Annotated in this window: 20 protein-coding genes; 6 read left to right on the forward strand and 14 right to left on the reverse strand. The window is 61.9% G+C overall.

The window, feature by feature from the left end:
* Positions 1–6 precede the first annotated feature (6 nt).
* A complete protein-coding gene (locus tag ASD58_RS00335) occupies positions 7–798 on the reverse strand; it encodes a hypothetical protein (protein WP_156401084.1) in 792 nt (263 codons plus the stop codon).
* A 210-nt stretch (positions 799–1,008) separates the two neighbouring features.
* Between ASD58_RS00335 and ASD58_RS00340 the strand changes: the two genes are divergently transcribed.
* Positions 1,009–1,626 (forward strand): RNA polymerase sigma factor, encoded by a 618-nt coding sequence (locus ASD58_RS00340; RefSeq protein WP_229209857.1) that lies wholly within the window; start codon positions 1,009–1,011, stop codon positions 1,624–1,626.
* Between the two features lie 4 nt (positions 1,627–1,630).
* On the opposite strand, the gene ASD58_RS00345 is transcribed toward ASD58_RS00340, so the two are convergent.
* From ASD58_RS00345 to ASD58_RS31755, 7 genes are all read right to left on the reverse strand, one after another.
* Complete coding sequence (locus ASD58_RS00345; protein ID WP_156401085.1) at positions 1,631–2,056, reverse strand: hypothetical protein; 426 nt, start codon at positions 2,054–2,056, stop codon at positions 1,631–1,633.
* 93 nt (positions 2,057–2,149) lie between these two features.
* The gene (locus ASD58_RS00350; protein WP_057258945.1) at positions 2,150–3,676 is read right to left on the reverse strand and encodes a class I SAM-dependent methyltransferase; all 1,527 of its coding nucleotides are present in this window, start codon (positions 3,674–3,676) and stop codon (positions 2,150–2,152) included.
* A gap of 2 nt (positions 3,677–3,678) precedes the next feature.
* On the reverse strand, positions 3,679–4,701 hold the full coding sequence (locus tag ASD58_RS00355; protein WP_057258947.1) for a methyltransferase regulatory domain-containing protein: 1,023 nt from the start codon (positions 4,699–4,701) through the stop codon (positions 3,679–3,681).
* Between the two features lie 201 nt (positions 4,702–4,902).
* Positions 4,903–6,543 (reverse strand): hypothetical protein, encoded by a 1,641-nt coding sequence (locus tag ASD58_RS00360; protein WP_057258949.1) that lies wholly within the window; start codon positions 6,541–6,543, stop codon positions 4,903–4,905.
* Positions 6,544–6,576: 33 nt separating this feature from the next.
* A complete protein-coding gene (locus ASD58_RS31750; protein WP_200951548.1) occupies positions 6,577–6,732 on the reverse strand; it encodes a hypothetical protein in 156 nt (51 codons plus the stop codon).
* Positions 6,733–6,741: 9 nt separating this feature from the next.
* On the reverse strand, positions 6,742–6,954 hold the full coding sequence (locus ASD58_RS00365) for a hypothetical protein (protein ID WP_057258951.1): 213 nt from the start codon (positions 6,952–6,954) through the stop codon (positions 6,742–6,744).
* Positions 6,955–7,036: 82 nt separating this feature from the next.
* On the reverse strand, positions 7,037–7,192 hold the full coding sequence (locus ASD58_RS31755) for a hypothetical protein (protein ID WP_200951549.1): 156 nt from the start codon (positions 7,190–7,192) through the stop codon (positions 7,037–7,039).
* Between the two features lie 178 nt (positions 7,193–7,370).
* On the opposite strand from ASD58_RS31755, the gene ASD58_RS00370 reads away from it, so the two are divergent.
* Positions 7,371–7,793, forward strand: a complete 423-nt coding sequence (locus ASD58_RS00370) for a hypothetical protein (protein ID WP_229209858.1) — start codon at positions 7,371–7,373, stop codon at positions 7,791–7,793.
* Positions 7,794–7,843: 50 nt separating this feature from the next.
* On the opposite strand, the gene ASD58_RS32470 is transcribed toward ASD58_RS00370, so the two are convergent.
* Positions 7,844–7,966: a hypothetical protein gene (locus ASD58_RS32470; protein WP_255357305.1), complete on the reverse strand. Its 123-nt coding sequence runs from the start codon at positions 7,964–7,966 to the stop codon at positions 7,844–7,846.
* Positions 7,967–8,170: 204 nt separating this feature from the next.
* On the opposite strand from ASD58_RS32470, the gene ASD58_RS00375 reads away from it, so the two are divergent.
* A complete protein-coding gene (locus ASD58_RS00375) occupies positions 8,171–9,127 on the forward strand; it encodes a phytanoyl-CoA dioxygenase family protein (protein WP_057258955.1) in 957 nt (318 codons plus the stop codon).
* Between the two features lie 4 nt (positions 9,128–9,131).
* On the opposite strand, the gene ASD58_RS00380 is transcribed toward ASD58_RS00375, so the two are convergent.
* From ASD58_RS00380 to ASD58_RS00390, 3 genes are read right to left on the reverse strand one after another with little or no spacing between them, the layout of a single operon-like run.
* Positions 9,132–9,923, reverse strand: coding sequence for an ABC transporter substrate-binding protein (locus tag ASD58_RS00380; protein WP_156401086.1), 792 nt, complete (start codon positions 9,921–9,923; stop codon positions 9,132–9,134).
* 60 nt (positions 9,924–9,983) lie between these two features.
* Positions 9,984–11,888 (reverse strand): hypothetical protein, encoded by a 1,905-nt coding sequence (locus ASD58_RS00385; protein WP_156401087.1) that lies wholly within the window; start codon positions 11,886–11,888, stop codon positions 9,984–9,986.
* Between the two features lie 39 nt (positions 11,889–11,927).
* Positions 11,928–12,674: an MBL fold metallo-hydrolase gene (locus tag ASD58_RS00390; protein ID WP_057258961.1), complete on the reverse strand. Its 747-nt coding sequence runs from the start codon at positions 12,672–12,674 to the stop codon at positions 11,928–11,930.
* Positions 12,675–12,776: 102 nt separating this feature from the next.
* Here ASD58_RS00390 and ASD58_RS00395 point away from each other — a divergent pair, with 102 nt between their 5' ends.
* Positions 12,777–13,733, forward strand: a complete 957-nt coding sequence (locus ASD58_RS00395) for a GlxA family transcriptional regulator (protein WP_057258963.1) — start codon at positions 12,777–12,779, stop codon at positions 13,731–13,733.
* Between the two features lie 16 nt (positions 13,734–13,749).
* Here the strand turns inward: ASD58_RS00395 and ASD58_RS00400 are convergent, their stop codons facing one another.
* Positions 13,750–14,355, reverse strand: coding sequence for a DNA-3-methyladenine glycosylase I (locus ASD58_RS00400; RefSeq protein WP_057258965.1), 606 nt, complete (start codon positions 14,353–14,355; stop codon positions 13,750–13,752).
* Between the two features lie 151 nt (positions 14,356–14,506).
* Here ASD58_RS00400 and ASD58_RS00405 point away from each other — a divergent pair, with 151 nt between their 5' ends.
* Entirely contained in the window at positions 14,507–15,400 is an 894-nt protein-coding gene (locus tag ASD58_RS00405; RefSeq protein ID WP_057258967.1) for a LysR family transcriptional regulator, read from the forward strand.
* A 45-nt stretch (positions 15,401–15,445) separates the two neighbouring features.
* Here ASD58_RS00405 and ASD58_RS00410 read toward each other — a convergent pair whose 3' ends face one another.
* The gene (locus ASD58_RS00410; RefSeq protein ID WP_057259678.1) at positions 15,446–16,495 is read right to left on the reverse strand and encodes an NAD(P)-dependent alcohol dehydrogenase; all 1,050 of its coding nucleotides are present in this window, start codon (positions 16,493–16,495) and stop codon (positions 15,446–15,448) included.
* Positions 16,496–16,624: 129 nt separating this feature from the next.
* Here ASD58_RS00410 and ASD58_RS00415 point away from each other — a divergent pair, with 129 nt between their 5' ends.
* On the forward strand, positions 16,625–17,524 hold the full coding sequence (locus tag ASD58_RS00415; protein ID WP_057258969.1) for an AraC family transcriptional regulator: 900 nt from the start codon (positions 16,625–16,627) through the stop codon (positions 17,522–17,524).
* The last annotated feature ends 102 nt before the right edge of the window (positions 17,525–17,626 follow it).

Here is a 17,626-nt window from a genome sequence, read left to right on the forward strand (position 1 = left end):
TCCCTCTTAAAGTCCAGCCATCATGCGCGAGCGCAGGCTCTCCATGGCCGACACGCAGTGCTCAGCACCGAAATTGCGTATCAGTGCCTTGAGCATCGTCAGTGGCGTCAACGGCACGTCGACACGGCCCTTTGCCTTGCCGCCTATCAGGAAGCGCAGTTCGCGCGTGGTCGGCAGCGGGTCATCCGCCATGGACTCGATGGCGCCATGCAGTTCTTCGGTTTCCTGCAGCGTGTGGCGCAGGTCGCCCGAGCTGCGCTGCATCATGTCGCTCATCATTTCGTTGAGCGTGCCTTTCAACGCCCTCTTCCTGTATGCGCTCAGGCCATCCAGCAGGTCGGCCTCGCGCAGCGCCTCCAGCAAGGCGTTGTAGCTCTGGACCATGTCGAAGCGCTCGGCGAGCATTGCTTCCGCCGCGGCCCGGCCTTGCTGGCTGCTGTCTTCACGCAGCATCTCCAGTGCGCGCTGCACGGGGTGCCATTCATCATGATCCTCATCCAGGTGGCCCAGGCTGCCGACATGTGCCGCCTTGCCGGCATGTTGGCTGCGCGACTTGTCCCGCAATGAGCCGCGCGGCGCCGTGCGCACTGTCACAGGTACCCGGCGCTGCTCCAGCGTCTTGTTCTGGAAAGCCAGTTCCTCCTTGACGCCGGCCTCGATGTCGACAGCCTCGCGCGCCTTCAGGTCGACCATCACATGCGCAAGACGCAGGTCGTGGACTGAATGGGCGGGCCTGGAAACCTGCAGTTGCAGTTCAAGCGCGGCGGGACTTGGCGGAGAGTTGGATACGTTCTTCATGCGGCATCAGTGGCGGCAGCGGCCAACGCGGTTCCGCATCGAGGGCACTAATTCGGGGCCGCTTTCCTCAACTTTTTTCAAAGTCTCATCAATGTTCACGGAAGCGCAACAGACGGCAAACCGGCTGCTATCTTTCACCCTACACAAGCCGGGACGCCATTTCCAACAGGCGCCCTGCCCGACGATGCAACAGCCCAGTGGGAGAACATCATGTACCAAACCGAGCTCGCTGCCACCGATATTCATAGCACCGGCCATGCCATGCCGGTCCCAGTCCTTGCCAGCGCCAATGTCTTCGCCCTGCCGTCTGCGCCGGCCATGGCGCCTGGCGGCATCGACCTGGTGCACCTGTATCAAAAGCACCGCACCCACCTGCTGCGCTTTGTGCAGCGCTACCTGGGCAATCCGGGCGATGCGGAAGACGTGGTGCAGAACACCTTTGTCGAAGCGCTGCGCTGCGCCGACCAGTTCTCCGGCCTGTCCAAGCCCTCCACCTGGCTGTTCGGCATCGCCCTGAACCTCGCGCGCAACCAGGTACGCCGCAATTGCGCCGACCGTTACGAAGAGACCGACGACAGCTTCCTGGAACAGATCGTCGATACGCACGCCGATCCAGCCCTGCTGTGCGAGCTGCGCCAGATGGCGGGCATGGTGGACCACCTGCTGGGCGAGCTGCCGCAAGCGATCCGCAATACTTTCGAGGCCGTGCTGGATGGGGAAATGAGCTACGAGGAAGCAGCCAGGGAGCTGGATATCCCGATCGGTACCGTGCGTTCACGCGTGGCCCGTGTTCGTGCAGCGGCGCGCCGCCAGTGCGGCCGCGAATGAAGGGTCAACAGGCCGGTGGCTGGTCCAGCGCCAGGCTGGCATGCCAGGCCTGGGCCATGTCGGCCGTTTCGAGTATCGCATCCATCACACTGCGCTCGTCGCCAAGCAGGACCAGCGCCACCCTGCGCATCGCGATATGGCAGCCTTCATCGGCATGCCACATGCAATCCAAACCATCGAAACGGGCGTTTTCGCCCAGCGGCGCGTAACCATCCTCGCCCATTGCCGGCAGCCGCGCCGAAATGGTGAGGCAAGCGCCCCCGGGGTCGGCATCCACTGCGGTGCGGGTCACGACAACACCGAACTGCAGTTCCAGGACCGGCGGCGATGCGGCATCCTGGCCGCACAATGCGCATAACTCCGCCAGCAACGCATTGGCTGCCTGGCTGGAACCATCGAATTCCTTGTTTTCTGGACGTTCGGATTGCACTGGCAAGTGCCCCATCTCGTCGCGCACGCTGGCCGGATGCCGTCATCGGCCCGACGCTGGCCCATGACCGGCATATTCTAGCAGGCCGGCGTGTTACAGCATCTGTAACGTGCGCCAGATGGGAAGCCGGTAAGCCAGGATCGCCGCCACGGTCTGCGGCAATCCCTCGCGCAAGTCATGCAAGGCGGCTTGCGCGGCACTGCCAGGAATGCAGGTAGCGAGGTGGCCCTGCAACAGCGACGCCACGCGCCGGCTGACGTCATGTGCGTCGGGCTGCGCATTGGCAGCTTCCTGCGCCAGGCATTGGTAGACCAGGCGCTGCGCCAGGCCGGAATGCAGGCCGCCGCCCAAGAGCGGCGAAGCGAGCGCCTGGTAATGGTCGCCAAAGCTGGATTGGGCTGCGATTGCCCGGTTAATGCGCAGGGCCGGTGCAGCGTCCACCGCTTCGCTGTCGATGAAGAAGAATGCCGCCTTGTCCGAGGCCGCCAGGCGCGCAGCCAGGCGCGCTACCGCCAGCAAGCTGCTGCCAACATAGCTTGCCAATTCGGTGAGGGTTTTCGGCCCCGTTGCCAGCGCCTCGCTGATCTGGCGCAATGCTGCGCTATCGCCATTGGCAGCAGGATCCTGCGCCGGGCCGGCCTGCGTCACCGACGTCAGGACCAGTCCGAGCCTGGCCAGCCAGCCGGCCTGGCGCTCCGGCGCCATGCTGCGCATGCCGCGCACATAGACGTCTTCGCGGAAGCTTGTATTAAGCAGGAAATCGCGCATCGTTTCCCGCCAGCGGGCATCGGCAATACCGGCCAGGAGCACCTGCTGCTGCGACGTCAGGTAATCGTCCTGGAAGGCGAGCGGCAGGTCCGCCGAACCGACGAAATCCAGCCCGGCAGCCTCCAGGCCGCCGGCCACGTCGGCATGGTAGAGCGGCTGCCAGCCGCTATTCAGGTATTCGTGCGCCAGGTAGCCCGCCTTGTCCCGGGACAGGGACGCCATACGGTAATCCAGTTGCTTGCTGCCGTCGAAAAACGCGGCGCCCGCCTCGGCCAGCTGCTTCGCCAGCCCGCGCGCGTGCTCCAGTTGCGCCAGGCGTGGCACCGGATTGCAATTCGCATGTTCGAGCAGCAAACGCTGCAAGGGCAAGGCGCGGGTCCAGCCTGGCAAGGCGTTGTAGTTGACGTAGACGACGCCGCCGGGCTTCAGGTAGCGGCCGATGAACTCCACCAGGCATTGCCGGTTGGCGGGAGTAATCCAGCTATAAATGCCGTACATGGTGATGTAGTCGAGCGGCGGCAGGTCGACCTTGCCGGCGGCAAGGTCGGCGAAACTGGACTCGAGCACCGTCATGTTTTCCAGCCGCGCCTCGTCCGCCAGTTGGCGGGCACTGGCCACGTGTGCGGGATTGAAATCATTGGAGTAAAAGCGGCCGTGCGGATGGCTGGCCGCCAGGATATTCGATGTCAACCCCATGCCCGCGCCCAGCTCGAAATACGTGAAGGGCCGGTCCGGCGCAACCGGTTCGACGCCATTCAGGATGCAGGCAATACTCAGGTGGCCGGGGCTTTGTTCGGCAAAGAACGCTGCAGGATAGTCCAGGTCCGCCACATAGCCGTCGTTCCAATCCATGTTTACGCTCCTTGGTTGCAGATAACCGCATGGCCGGAATCGAGCAGCAAGCCGGCCATGCGCGCCACGGCAAGCATGTCCTTGTCCTGCTGCGCCGGCAGGCGTGCCAGCGCAGCGACGGCCTGCGGCCCGCCGGCCAACGCGTCCAGCATGGCGGCTAACGGCGCTTCCGCCCGCGCTTCTTCCCGGGGTACCGCCAAAGCCAGGCGGCAGCTGCCCAGCCAATCCGCCTGGCGCATGGGATGCATGCGGCGGGCGCCCCTTACATAAATGTCGCGCCGGAACGCAGTATCCAGCATGACGTCGCGCACCGTCTCGCGCAATATCGGTATCGCCTGCGCATCGAGCAGCGTTCGTTGTGCCGGCGACAGGTAGCGGCCAGGATCGCTCCACCAAAGGTCGGCCGACGCCACGTATTCCAGCTTGGCGTCGGCCAGGGCGCGCGCAACGTCGGCGTGGTACAGGGCCTCCCAGCCGCCTTGCGTGAACTCATGGCATGCCGGCACAAAACCGGCCAGGCGGCTGCGCATGGCCGGAGTGTCATTGTCCGCAAAATAGGCCGCACCCGCGTCGCGCAGTTGATCGACCTGGGCTGCCGCATGTGCCAGCTGCTGCGCCGTATCGGCACCATGCAGCCTGGCCTGCTCAAGCACCAGGCGTTGCAGAGGGAGGATGCTGCTGCACCCGGGTAAGGCGTTATAGCCGACATAGGCCACGCCGCCCGGCTTCAGGCATCGATTGAGCAGCTCGACGACCTGCCGCCGCTCTTTCCGATCCAGCCAGCCATAGGAGCCGTACAGGACGACGATATCCATCGGCGGCAAGTCGGCAGCGGGCTCCGCGCCGGCCCGGGCCGCATGGAACCTGCCGTTCGGATTTCCGCCCGCAAGCGGAGGCTCCCCGGATGCGAGGCCGCAGCCCAGGGCCAGGTAGTTGAACGCGCGGTCGAGCGGCACCGGCTCCATGCCAGCAAGCACGCAGGCAAAATTCAAGTGCTCCGGCCCTGGCACCCAATGCTTGTCCATGTCTGCTTCTCCTGGTGTTCAGGCTTTGCGGGACAGGCGCCGGATGCGGTGCCAGTTGAAGCCTTCGTCGAGCGTGGCGCAGTGCTGCTCGCGTAATGGCCGCTCATTGTTCGTATTTGCATTCGCGCTCATTTTGAACTCCTGGATGGTCGCTGTGAGGCATGCGGCAACGCCGCATGCCCTCGCTTTACTGCAACAGGATCAGGTTTGCAAGATGCGGTCCTGGCCGGCGTTGCGGTAGTCCTTCATGCTCAAACGGCCGTCATGCTCGCCATTGGTGGCCGATTCCAGCTCCTTGAACAGCGCATAGTTATTGGCAGCCATGCGCTGTGCGGCGCTCCTGACTTCTTCCGGCACCTGGATGGTATTGCCATCCTTGTCCGTGCAGTAGCCGGTGGTCGCCATCTGGCGCACCTGGTCGATATCCAGGAAACGGATACCGTGCTGGGCCTGGAATTCCTGCATGGTGTGGCTTGCCGCCGTTGCCGAAGTACGGTCGCCGCCCCCCGGCCAGACTTCATCCGGATTGCGGAAGTAGCGATAGTCCGGCCGGTCGCCGCTGCGGGCCTGGATGGTGCCATCCTTGACCGCTTCGGTGTAATCGCCCTGGCTCAATTTGCCGTCATGTTCACCATTGGTAGCCGACTCCAACTGCTTGAACAACTCGAAGTTGTTGGCTGCCATGCGCTGGGCAGCCAGCCGCACGTCGTCGGGAACCGGGCGGCTCCTGCCGAATTTATCCGTGTAATAGCCTGTTTCGGCCATTTTGCGGACTTGCTCGACATCCAGCAGGCGGATGTCGTTATCCTTCTGGAAGTCCCTGATCGTGCGGGCCGCATCGGCGCGCGAAGGCAAGCTATCGAAGCCCTCTTCCGGTTCCAGTTCATAATCGCCATCCGGCACAAAGCCGCCGCCCTTGCTGATCGAACCGTCCTTCACCGCTTCGCGGAAGTCGCCAATGCTCAGCGAGCCGTCATGCTTGCCGTTCGTCGCGCTCTCCAGCTTCTTGAACAGCTCAAAATTATTGGCCGCCATGGCACGGGCCGCGTCCTGCACTTCCTCCGGCACCGGAATGAACTTGCCGTTCTTGTCCTTGCAATAACCCGTTTCGGCCATCTGCTGCAGCTGGTCGATGGAAAGATGGCTGATGCCATGCTCTTTCTGGAAATCGTTGATGGTCTTGGCCGCGCCATACTCGCTGGGACGATTCGACGAGATATTGCCGTTCATGATGGCGTTCATGAAATCCAGCAGCGAAATGCCGCGCATCGAAGGCGAATAGTCTGAGCCGCCGTTGGCAGAGATGGTGCCATCCTTGACGGCGTAGCGGTAATCCTCCTGGCTCAGCTTCCCGTCATGCTCTCCGTTCTTGGCAGATTCCAGCTTCCGGTACAGCTCACCGCCGTTGGCCATCAGCTTCTGGGCCGCCAACTGCACCTCTCCATCCACCAGGCTGGTCTTGCCGTTCTTGTCGGTGAAGTAGCCCGTTTCGGCCATCTGCTTCACCTGGTCGGGCGACAGGTAGCGAATGTCGTTGTCCTTCTGGAACGAGTTGATGGTCCTGGCGGCGCTGGACTCCGACGGCAACTGGCTGCCCCCATCGCCCGCCAGCAGCATATTGCGGGCCGCGTTCTTCAACCAGGGCGGCAGGCCCAGTTCGTCGAGCACGTCGGCCAGCGATTCTGACGTGCCCTGGTTGCGCGACGGCGGTGCAAACAGGATGTCGCTCGATTCCGCACCAAGCGGCGAGCCCCCGGTTAGCACCGGACGGAAAGCGCCCGGCGTGTCGTTGTCGAAATTGGTGGTGATCGTCGTGGTGGTAGTGGTAATCGTGGCTGACATGCTGTTTCCTTAGTCGAGTAAGTAAATGCGCGCCTACACTGCCGATTGCGAAATTTCTTCCGCCTTCTTGATCAACTTCGTGAACACCGCCACGTTGTTGACATCACTTCTGGCCGCGGCGACTTGCTCCATCTGGCGGACGTATTTCGCTTCGTTGGCGCGCACGGTTCCTGGTCTTGAGTCGGACATTGGAAGCTCCTATTGCTGGTCGTTGATCGTCTTGGCCATCGCGTTGAAGACCTTCAGCTTGGCCAGCGAGGTGCCCTGCTGCGAAACCCAGAGCTGGAACTCCATGGCCTCGGCGGCGCCTTGTTGCGCTGCCTGCCCGATCGGCATGGACTTGGTTTTCTCCATGGCCTGGCCCGGGCGCGCCTGCGATGGCGCGAACATGCTGTTCTGGTAGCTGCTCATATCGTTCTCCTTTGATCGATGCAACAGAGGTGGAACCGGACGGTTCCACCCCTTCACCTCAATACCTGGCGGGCTTGAGGTCTTAGATCAGGGACAACGCATTGTCCTGGCCGGCCTTCGCCAGTTTCAGTTTCGCAGCGTCGGCATTCACCGCTTCTTTTGCTGCAGCGGTAGCTTCCTGATCAGCGATAGCGCCACCGGCGCCGATCCACGACGAGATTGCGGTCATTCCAGACATAGTTACCTCCTTGGTTGGGGTTGAAGTTGCCGCCTTACGCATTTGCGTTGCGACGGTAGCGATATGTGGAGGCCAGCGCGGCGGCAGTTCCATGCGCCGGATTCGATTTTTGGTTTGCCGTTCGCGTGGAACCGTTTGCCATAAAGCCGCTACCTATCGGTGCGTTATGTAATGGAACATGCGCAGGAAAATCTCAACCATCAAAGGAGCAGATATGGGCGTTCAATTTTCACCGGTCGGCGGCGGCTTCAACTTTTCTTCGCAAGCAAGCGACCTTTTCAAGGAAAGCCTGAAATTCAAGTCCAGTGAGGACTTGATCAATATGCTGGGCAAGGACAACCTGAGTCCCGCAGCGCGGGATGCCATCAGCCACGAGCTGGAGTCGCGCTTCAAGGCCAATCAAGCGGAAAAAAGCGGCGGTGGCGGCGGAGGCGAGGACGAGGACGACCTGCAAAGGCTGCTGAAGAAACTGCAGAACGGAACCATTTCGGCAGAAGAGATGAAAAAGCTGGCCGGCATGCTGGGCGTAAGCGTTTCCACGCTGGAGAAAATCAAAGACAAGGGGCACGAAGAAACGGGCGCTGATATTACCAGCGGTTGAACCGGCTTCACACTACGCTTGCGGCCTTTTGCGGGCCGCAAGCGCTTCACTTAGATGATGTCGTCCGCAGGATTCGGCGCCTTCGATTCCGAACCACCACCGAGGACCTTGGCGGCTGTATTGAGAACTTCAGGCAGGACGGCACGACCGATAGCGGCAAGTACTGGCAGCATTTCTGACTCCTTTCATGGTTGATATGGTGCGGGGCACCAGCGCCCCAAGCTGAGTGGCAGCAAAGGCCGCATGTGTTCCATCTCGGCGCAATTCCGGCGCGGAACCAGCGCCGCCAGTGCCGCCACCTATCGGCAGGCCTGGTGCCGGGCGCATATGCGCGGCCCCTGTCAGCGCTTGCCGGCGTTCCCACTTGAGACAAGCTTATGGACTTCGCAGAACAACAATCGCAGGCAGCTTTTCCCTCGCCGCTGGCGCATGCCGGCCAACTGGCCTTCTGGCTGGATTTGAATCCAGACCTGCCGATCAGCGCAACGCCCCTGTCCAAGCCGGCGCCAACCGCCCTGCCCGGACTGGGCGACGCGGCCCGCCATGCGGCAGATGCCATCACGGAAGGCTATTTCCAGGCAGCGCCCATTATCCCGCGCAGCCATTCGGGAAAACTGGCGCAGGTGATCGGAGGATTGGTCCAGCGCGGCATACCGCCGGTTTTCTGCATGGTCTACGACGCCTTCTGGCAGATGTTCGCACCGCTCGATCCGGTCCTGCGCCAATTGCTCGGCGAGCGTTACCAGATGATGCCCACCGATATCTGGGCCTGGCACGTGGCGCCGCAGGAAGATGCCACTGGCTGGGGGCCGCACCGCGACCTGCATCACCCGCAAGCGGTCGGCTCCGATGGCCGGCCCCGGATAATCAATATCTGGCTGCCGCTGACCGACGTCAGCCCGCTCAACGCCTGCATGTACGTGCTGCCTCAAAACCTCGATCGAAGCCTGGGCCCGGGGGGCGATCAGATAGAACTCGAACTAAGCGACTGGCAGAACGTCCGCGCACTCCCCGTTCCCGCCGGTGCACCCCTGGGATGGAACACGCACGTACTGCACTGGGGGGGCCGCAGCAGCACGCGTGCCAGGCAGCCGCGCATCAGCGTCGGCATCTATTTCCACAACCGCGATTGCGACCTGCACGAAGTCAATCCCGATACCGCCCGCACCGGCTTTTCTTCGCTTGACTTCGGCCCTGGCCTGCAACTGCCCTTCGAAGCCCGGCTGCAGGCGATTGCCGGCGCGATCTACATGTACAACCGCCGCATTCCCGGCGATTTCCCTGACACCTGGGAACACATCTTCCAGTTTGCACGCCAATACCGGCGCAACTGAGGCCTCAGCGCCGGTATTTTTTCAGGAGCGCGTTAAGCCGTGCGCGCCCGTGAATGCCATACCAGTTCCAGATCGCTTCCGAAGTTTCGCGATTCTGTTCGTAATAACCCCGGTTCAGCGCAAGCCAGGAATTGATGACGAGCAGCGGCTTGCGCAGGCGGACGAACTCCTTGCCGTAGCGCGCCGCAACCGGTGCGTCCATGTCATCCGGCGACGACAAGGCAATGGCAAAGCCGTCGATGCGGCCCAGCTTGAGCTTTTCGAAATTGAGGTCGGGATTGGTGGCGCCCGCGTCGACATCCACTCCCGCGCCTTGCAGGTACTTGATGTGGGGCGCTCCTTGCGAAACGCCGACGACGCGGCCGTGCATGGTGGCCGACGGCTCGGCGTCAAGCGGCAGGAAGTCGCGTGCCCGCACGAAGACCACCACATAGAGCGGCATGGCGCGGGCCGCATCAAGCTTGCCCTGCCTGTCGCGCGGATAGACTACGTTGGGCAGCTCCCCTACCACTTGCGGGTCGAACAGGGACATGGCATCGATGGTCCCCTCGTCCAGGCTTTTGTGCAGCCGCGCCGGCGGCATGCGCACCATCTGTACCGGGCAGCGGGCACTGGCAGCCCCCTCGCGCGCAAGTTCAGCCAGGGCGCCGGGCGGTTCGGGGGCGTCCGGTCCCGCGCCCAAGTAGTAAGGAGGCACCGCCTTGTCCGTATAGCCGTAGCGCAGTGCTGGACAGGCCGCCATCGCATGCCCTGCCAGCAACAGGCTTATCGAAATGGAGAGGGGCAGGACACGCATCAAGCTGGCAGAAAAAATTTGGGACACTGCCAGTATAGTGCAGTCATGCGCAAGTTGGGGCTAAGGCTTCGAGTTGTTCTCCGGCGAGTAATGGCTATGCTGCCCGAAATGGCTGAGGGTTTTATCCCAGGCCGTGTCGGCGGCAGAACGCAATTGGTCACGGCCCTTGGCCTTGGGGAACGATTCGATGAAGCTGTCATAGTCGGCAACGAAATTGCGGGGATCACCGCCCGGCATACCCATCCCCAGGTCAAGGCTGCGGTCAAGCTGTTTGCCGACCCACAGGGCCTCGTGCATTGAGTGGCCGCCGTCATGCGTCAGGAACATCATGGTGCCCAACAAGGCATCCTTCGGATCGACCTTCCCGCCCTGGTCCAGGATATCGCCCACCATATGCATCACGATATTGGTCGAACCGGAAACGCCGCTGACAAAGGACACCCCATGCTCGAGCGCCTTGCGCTGTTCCGGGCTTGGCTGCGCCAGGTTGGGACGGTTGCGGTCTCCCGGATGCATGGCCGGTTCCCTGTCGCGGACAATTTCTGGCTGATGGTGCATGGTGATTCCGGATTTCGGCGCTATGCGATTGTAATTGGGCGCAGTCTCGGTCAGCCGCGCCGCCGCGTGGCCCACGACATTGGCGTAATTCTGGTTTGCCCTCCCCATCCACGGCGCGCCGCCATGCGCCTGCATGCAAAGCGACATCTTGACGGTCAGGTATGGAATCGCGATGCAGTCGAAGCCATTGGACACGGGGGTACGCATCAGTTGTTTCAATGCACCCAGCGCCTGCTCCGGCCGCGCCTTGAAAAATGCCTCCAGCGCGGGGGACCCGGACTGCCAGCCACGGCGCTCATGCCGCATCATGCCTTGGACCTGCAGGGCCACCTCCTGCTGCGCTTGCGGTGGCAATGTCTTCAACATCCAATCCAGGTGCAAGGCCAACGCCCCCATGCCTTGCTTGACGTTCGCCGGCGGGTCGCGAACCAATTCCTTGATCAGCACCGATTCCATTGCGCGTCCGTAGATATTGTCGTGCAGCCGCGTCTCGTAACCGTCGGCAGACGCTGGAATGTCGTGGCGCAGGCGCTTCGCCAATTTGCCAAGGCCTTCCAATCCCTGGTCCCGGCAATCTGCTTCCACCTGGCGCAGCCACGCCCTGGTTTCGTCTGGCGCCAGCTTGTGCTGCATCACGCGGTCCATCGTTTCATAGCCCAGCTCCTTCAGGAACTTCCGGTCTGCCGGATGGGCACTTTGCTGCATATCCCGTATCGCGTAGCCAAGATGGGTCATGCATTCCATCGGCATCCGCTTGGCCTCGCGCGGCGCGCGGGACGGTCCAATGGCCGCGGCTTCCTGGGCATGCACCATTTCGCCGACTTTTTTGGTGATGTCGCCCAGTACACCCGCCGTCATACGGTTGCGCGAATCACCAAGCCAGTCGCAGGCACTCTGGATAAATTGACCTGCGGGCGTTCCCTGCAAGTTGTATTGCTGCGTGGTGTTATGCAGCATATTCACAGCTGCCTGCTTGCCCATCATCTCCGCATATTGGGCTTGCGACGGGGACAACGCGCCGTGATCAAGCGTCAGCTTGATTTTTGGCTCGGGCGATCCACCGGCATTGCGCAGCCGGGGATCGTGGGAGCGCGACTCATGCCCCAGCACCAGGACATTGGCAACGTGCTCAAGATTTGGCTTGGTATCCCACTTCACCATGTCCAGGATGGTCGTATGGCGGTCCACGGATTGTGAAGGCGGCGCCTCCGTTGGCGAAGGCGTGCCACGCCATTGCGACTGCAGCGGATGCATCGTGCCCGGCCGCGGCGCCGGCATACGCGAGGGCGTTCCGGGACCGCCCGGCATTGGCTGGCGTGAGGGCGGCGGAGCCAACTGCGTTCCGGCCGGAGTTGTCGGCAAAGCTGGCAAGGCTGGCAAGGAACTGTAATTGGCTCGGTTGAGCATATTCTCTCCATACACGCTGGTCGGTCACCATTGCGGACCTCACTTTGTGGTACGAGCCAGCGCCTTGGTTCCCGTTGCACGCAGGGATGCAATGTGGCTTCTCACTTCACTGGCCTGGAGCGGACCGCCATGCCCCATGAAGAACCGCAGCGATCCAGCATCAAGCAGGTTTTCCAGTTGTTCTGCCACTGCATGGGGATCGTCCTCGAACGGCGGCCGCTTCGGCAGGCCGGTCATGGCAATGCCGCCCAGGAGGATGCCCGAAGAGATCAGGTCTCCAACCATGGCATCTCCGCCGCTCAATTGCACTGAGATCGACCCGCAGGTATGGCCCGGTGTATGTCGCACGACGCCGTCAATGCCAAACTGGCTCAAAGAAAGAACGTCGCTGTCGTTCAACAGCAGGTCGGGCGTGAACGGGACATACGGGCGGCGGATCATGCCTGTGCGAAGAAAAGCCCGCCCAAACCAGCCAGTGGCGCAAAAAGTCATTTGCCGCTTCTGCTGGTAATAATCCAGGTCGCCCGCGTGCGCCACTATTGGCGCGCCGCTCAGTTCACGCAAATGGGCGGCACTTCCGGCATGATCGATATGCGCATGCGTCACGACAATCAGCTTGATGTCGGATAACCGCAGCCCATGTTGCTGAAGTGCTCGCTCCACTTTCGAGCCACTGCCTGGCAGGCCGGTGTCGACCAATACGCTGCCATTGGCGCCAGCAACGATATGGCAGTTCACCATGCCCAGCGGCGCGATGCTGACGCGAATGATTTCGTGCTTTCCCATTCCCTGGACTCCCCGCAAAAAAGATGCGCATATTGTCGCCCGCTGCAGCAATCCGTTAGCATGGCGATATTCGCAAGTTTTTAGCTGATATGGTCAACCGGTATGAAACATTTCCGCATCGCCCTGCTCGCGTATCCCGGATGCATGGGCCTCCAACTCTTCGGCGTGGCCGACATCCTTGCCATTGGGGCGGATTTGGCCCGCGCGCCAATCCCGGTGGAGGTGCAATGGATTTCACTGCACGGCCGGCGAGTCCTGCTGTCAGGCGGAACGGCGCTGGAAGCGGTTAAACCAACAGGGAAATACGATGTTTTGATCGTTCCCGGTTTTGGCCTCAGCCGACCGGTGGACTGGCAGTTGAAGCTCGGTTCCCGCGCCAAGGAAATTGAATTCATCCGGCATGCGTTTGCCAAAGGCACGCGCGTCGCTTCAGCATGCGTGGGCGCATTCCTGCTGGCCGAAGCGGGCTTGCTGGATGGCCGCAAAGCCGTCACCTCGTGGCTGTTCGCCGGGGAACTGGCGCGGCGCTATCCAGCGATCGTTGTCCAGCCGGAGGCGCTTCTGGTGGAAGACAGCGCGGTGATAACAACCGGCGCCGTGAGCGCGGCCAATGACCTCGCGATCTTTCTCGTCAAGCGACTGTACGGCACGGAGGCGGCCCTTGCGACTGCGCGTGTCACATTGCTGCCAGAGCAGCGCAATAGTCAGGCGCCCTATGTCGACACGAACGTGGCAGCGCAGTCTCTAGCGGGCTTTTCCCAAGGCTTGATTGAATGGTTCAACCAGCGTCTCTCGGTCCCCTACTCGCTGGAAACAGTGGCCGCGGCCTTTCACACCAGCCCAAGCACTTTGATGCGCCGGGTGCGCAAGGAAACCGGCCAGACCCCGCTGGCACTGCTGCATGGCGCACGCGTGGAGAAAGCGCGGCAGCTATTGCGGAACACCACCTGGAACATGCCCCGCATCGCCGAGGCAGTGGGGTATGCCGACGCCAGCAGCTTGTCGCGCCTGTTCACCCGGCTGACCGGGCAAACGCCTATGCGCTATCGGCGCCCGTGAAGCGCCGGCTTCCCCATCACGGGCGCTTGAATTCAGAGCGCGCAGATTCGGCGCGTTCCCGTATCACGCAACCATGCGAGTGATCATTGACCAGGCCCATGGCCTGCATGAATGCATACACGGTCGTCGGCCCGACAAACTTCCAGCCCAGTTTTTTCAGCGCTTTGGACAAAGCAATCGCTTCAGCGGAAGTCGAAACGGTCTGCGGTGCAGCCATCGATTCCGGCGCCTGTTCGAATTTCCAGACGAAGCGCGCCAATGATCCCTCGCTCTCGACCAGCTCCTGGGCGCGCTTGGCGTTGTTGATAACCGCTTCGATCTTGCCACGATGGCGGACAATGCCCTCGTCCTGCAGCAGGCGTTCAACGTCGCGTTCCGAGAAGCGGGCAACGCGCTCAATATCGAAATTGTGGAAAGCACGCCGAAAGTTATCGCGTTTTGCCAGAATCGTTCGCCAGCTCAATCCGGACTGGAATCCCTCCAGGCAGATCTTCTCAAAAAGCCGCCTGTCGTCGACTACCGGAAAACCCCATTCCGAGTCGTGATAATGCAGGAATTCCGGAGCAGCGCCGCACCACCGGCATCGCGCTGCGCCATCCGGCCCTGCGAAAAGTTCGCTCACCTTGCTCCTCCCTTGAAGTTACCCAATAGGACAATCGTCCTACGCAAATATTAAAGTGCGTGCGCCGGGCTTGTCAAGAGAACATCCGCCGGCCTTTCCTGCTTGCTGGCGGCAGGCGTATGATCAGGCCAATCAATTACAGGACTATTGAATGGCCAGGGACAATATCAACGACATCCTTGTGTTCTTAGCCGTCGCGCGAGAACGCAGCTTCACCCGTGCCGCCGCCAAGCTTGGCATGACCCAGTCGGCGCTCAGCCACATCATCCGTTCCCTGGAAAGCCGGCTCGGCGTGCGCCTGCTGACGCGCACCACGCGCAGTGTTTCTCCGACAGAGGCTGGCGAACGGCTGCTGCAAAACGTGGCGCCCCGCCTGGAGGAAATCGAAGCGGAGATCACCGCCATCAGCGACCTTGGCGACAAGCCATCGGGCACCGTGCGCATCACCGCTATCGACTATACAGTCGATACGGTGCTGTGGCCGCGCATCGCGCCACTATTGCTGCAGTATCCGAACCTGCACGTCGAAATGAATTCGGAATACCGCCTGATCGACATCGCCGCTGAGCGCTACGATATCGGCGTGCGCCATGGTGACCAGGTGGAAAAGGATATGGTGGCAGTGCGCCTGACGGCAGATGTGCCGATGCTGATCGTTGGCTCGCCAGCTTATTTCAAGCGGCACGCGGCCCCAAGCTCGCTGCAGGAACTGATGCGCCACAACTGCATCTGCCTGCGCCTGCCCAGCAGCGGCGGGATCTATGCCTGGGAACTGCTGGACCAGGGCCGCCCGATCGAAGCGCGCCTGCGTGGCCAGGCCTTGTTCACCAGTGTTTATCCAATGCTGGATGCCGCATTGGCCGGCTGCGGCCTCGCTTTCCTCCCGGAGAGCATGGTGAAGGAACACCTGGACGCAGGCCGCCTCGTCAGCGTGATGCAGGACTGGTGTCCATCCTTCCAGGGCCTGCATGCGTTCTACCCTAGCCGGCGCAATTCCTCACGTGCCCTGGCGCTGGTGATCGAAGCGATCAGGTTCAAGGATTAAGGCTGGCGCGCGCCGCCAGCCAGCTGACGGCATGAACTCGGAAGTTCATTTCGCCAGCGTCGCGTTATCGATCACGAAGCGATACTTGACGTCGCCTTTCAGCATGCGCTCGTAGGCAGCGTTGATTTCCTCGGCGCGGATCAATTCGATGTCGGCCACGATGCCGTTCTCGGCGCAGAAATCCAGCATCTCCTGGGTTTCAGGAATACCGCCGATCATCGAGCCGGCAATCGCCCGGCGCTTCATGATCTGGTTGAAAACGTTCGGCGAAGGATGCGGCGTGGCCGGTGCACCGACCAGCGTCATGGTCCCGTCGCGCTTCAGCAGCACCAGGAAGGCATCAAGATCATGCGGCGCCGCTACCGTATTGAGGATAAAGTCGAGGCTCCTGGCATGGGCGGCCATTTCCTCCGCATTGCGCGACACGACGACTTCGTGCGCGCCGAGGGCCACGGCATCCTTGCGTTTCGACTCCGATGTCGTGAACGCCACCACGTGCGCCCCCATGGCGCGCGCCAGTTTGATGCCCATGTGCCCCAGGCCACCGATGCCGACCACGCCAACCTTCGTTCCGGGGCCGGCATTCCAATGCCGCAGCGGCGAGTACGTCGTGATGCCGGCGCACAGCAACGGCGCCACCGCGGCCAGGTCCTGTTCCGGATGGCGGATGCGCAGCACATAGTGTTCATGCACCACCACCTGCTGCGAATAGCCGCCCATGGTCCAGCCGGGAAGGTCCGCGGTCGGGCCATTGTAGGTGCCGACCATATGGTCGCAGTAATTCTCCAGTCCCTCTTCGCAGTCCGCGCAGTGTCGGCAGCTATCGACCATGCAGCCAACGCCGACCAGGTCGCCGACTTTATGGCTGCTGACCTGGGCGCCGACGGCGGCAACACGGCCAACGATTTCGTGGCCCGGCACGCATGGAAACTGCGTGCCGGCCCATTCAGCGCGCACGGTATGCAGGTCGGAATGGCAAACGCCGCAGAAGGCAATGTCGATCAGTACGTCATGTGCACCCGGCTCGCGGCGGGCGATGTCCATCGAGACGAGGGGTTGGTCGCCAGCGTGGGCGCCATAGGCTTTGACCGTCATGGCAAGCTTCCTTTGATAATTGAAAGGCCGCATGATAAAGACAAAAGCACGGCCATAACGCTGTGGAATTTGCATGGCCTTATCAATCCGGCTCATGAATGAATTGAACTGTGATGTTATGCTAGCCGCATGAAAACCCTGGCTGACTCCATCGCGCAATGGACCGAGGACGTAGAAGACTACCAGTCCCCCATTGCCAATCTTTACCTGTATCGTCGCAACGAGCCGACCACGCCGCATGTTTGCCTGGTCGAGCCCAGTATCGTGATGGTCGCGCAAGGGGCCAAGCAATTGGTCATTGGCGATCAAAGCTACCGTTACGATGCGCAGCGTTTCATGGTGACGTCGCTCAACCTCCCCGGCAGCTCGCAGGTGCTGGAAGCGCAGCCTGATCGCCCCTGCCTCGGCCTGGTCTATAAGCTCGACCTGCGCACCATCGCCGAACTGGCGGCGCATAGCAGGCGCCCCACGCCGGCCGACATTGCCAGCCAGGATGTGGCAGCCATCGGCAGCATGACGCCCGCGCTGGCCGATCCTTTCCAGCGCTTGATTGCCCTGCTGGACGAGCCGCAGGCCCTGCCAGTGCTGGCGCCCTTGATCGAGCGCGAAATCCACTACCGGCTGCTGCTTAGCGACCAGTCGGCCCGCTTGCGCCAGATCGCCTCCGTTGGCAGCCAGAGCTTCCGCATCGCCCGCGCGCTCGACTGGCTGCGGCAGCACTACGCCCAGCCCCTGCACATCGACGAACTTGCCGCTTACGTCAAAATGAGCGCATCCAACCTGCACCTGCACTTCCGCCAGCTGACGACGATGAGCCCCTTGCAGTACCAGAAATGGCTGCGCCTGAATGAGGCGCGGCGCCTGATGTTGAACGAGCAGCTGGATGCCGCCAGCGCGGCGTTCAGGGTTGGCTATGAAAGCCCTTCCCAGTTCAGCCGGGAATACAGCCGCCTGTTTGGTGCACCGCCCAAGCGCGATATTGATACATTGCGGCGCGACGCCATGCGCCACGAAACTGCAGCAGCCTGAAACGCCAAAGAGGATCAGGCAAGAAATCAGTGGAATCGTGCTATTAGCTGCGAAAACCCGCTCCATAGAATGCAAGCTTGCATTTCCACATGAGCGGAGAGT

This window comes from Duganella sp. Root1480D1 (assembly GCF_001427305.1).
Taxonomy (GTDB): Bacteria; Pseudomonadota; Gammaproteobacteria; order Burkholderiales; family Burkholderiaceae_D; genus Rugamonas.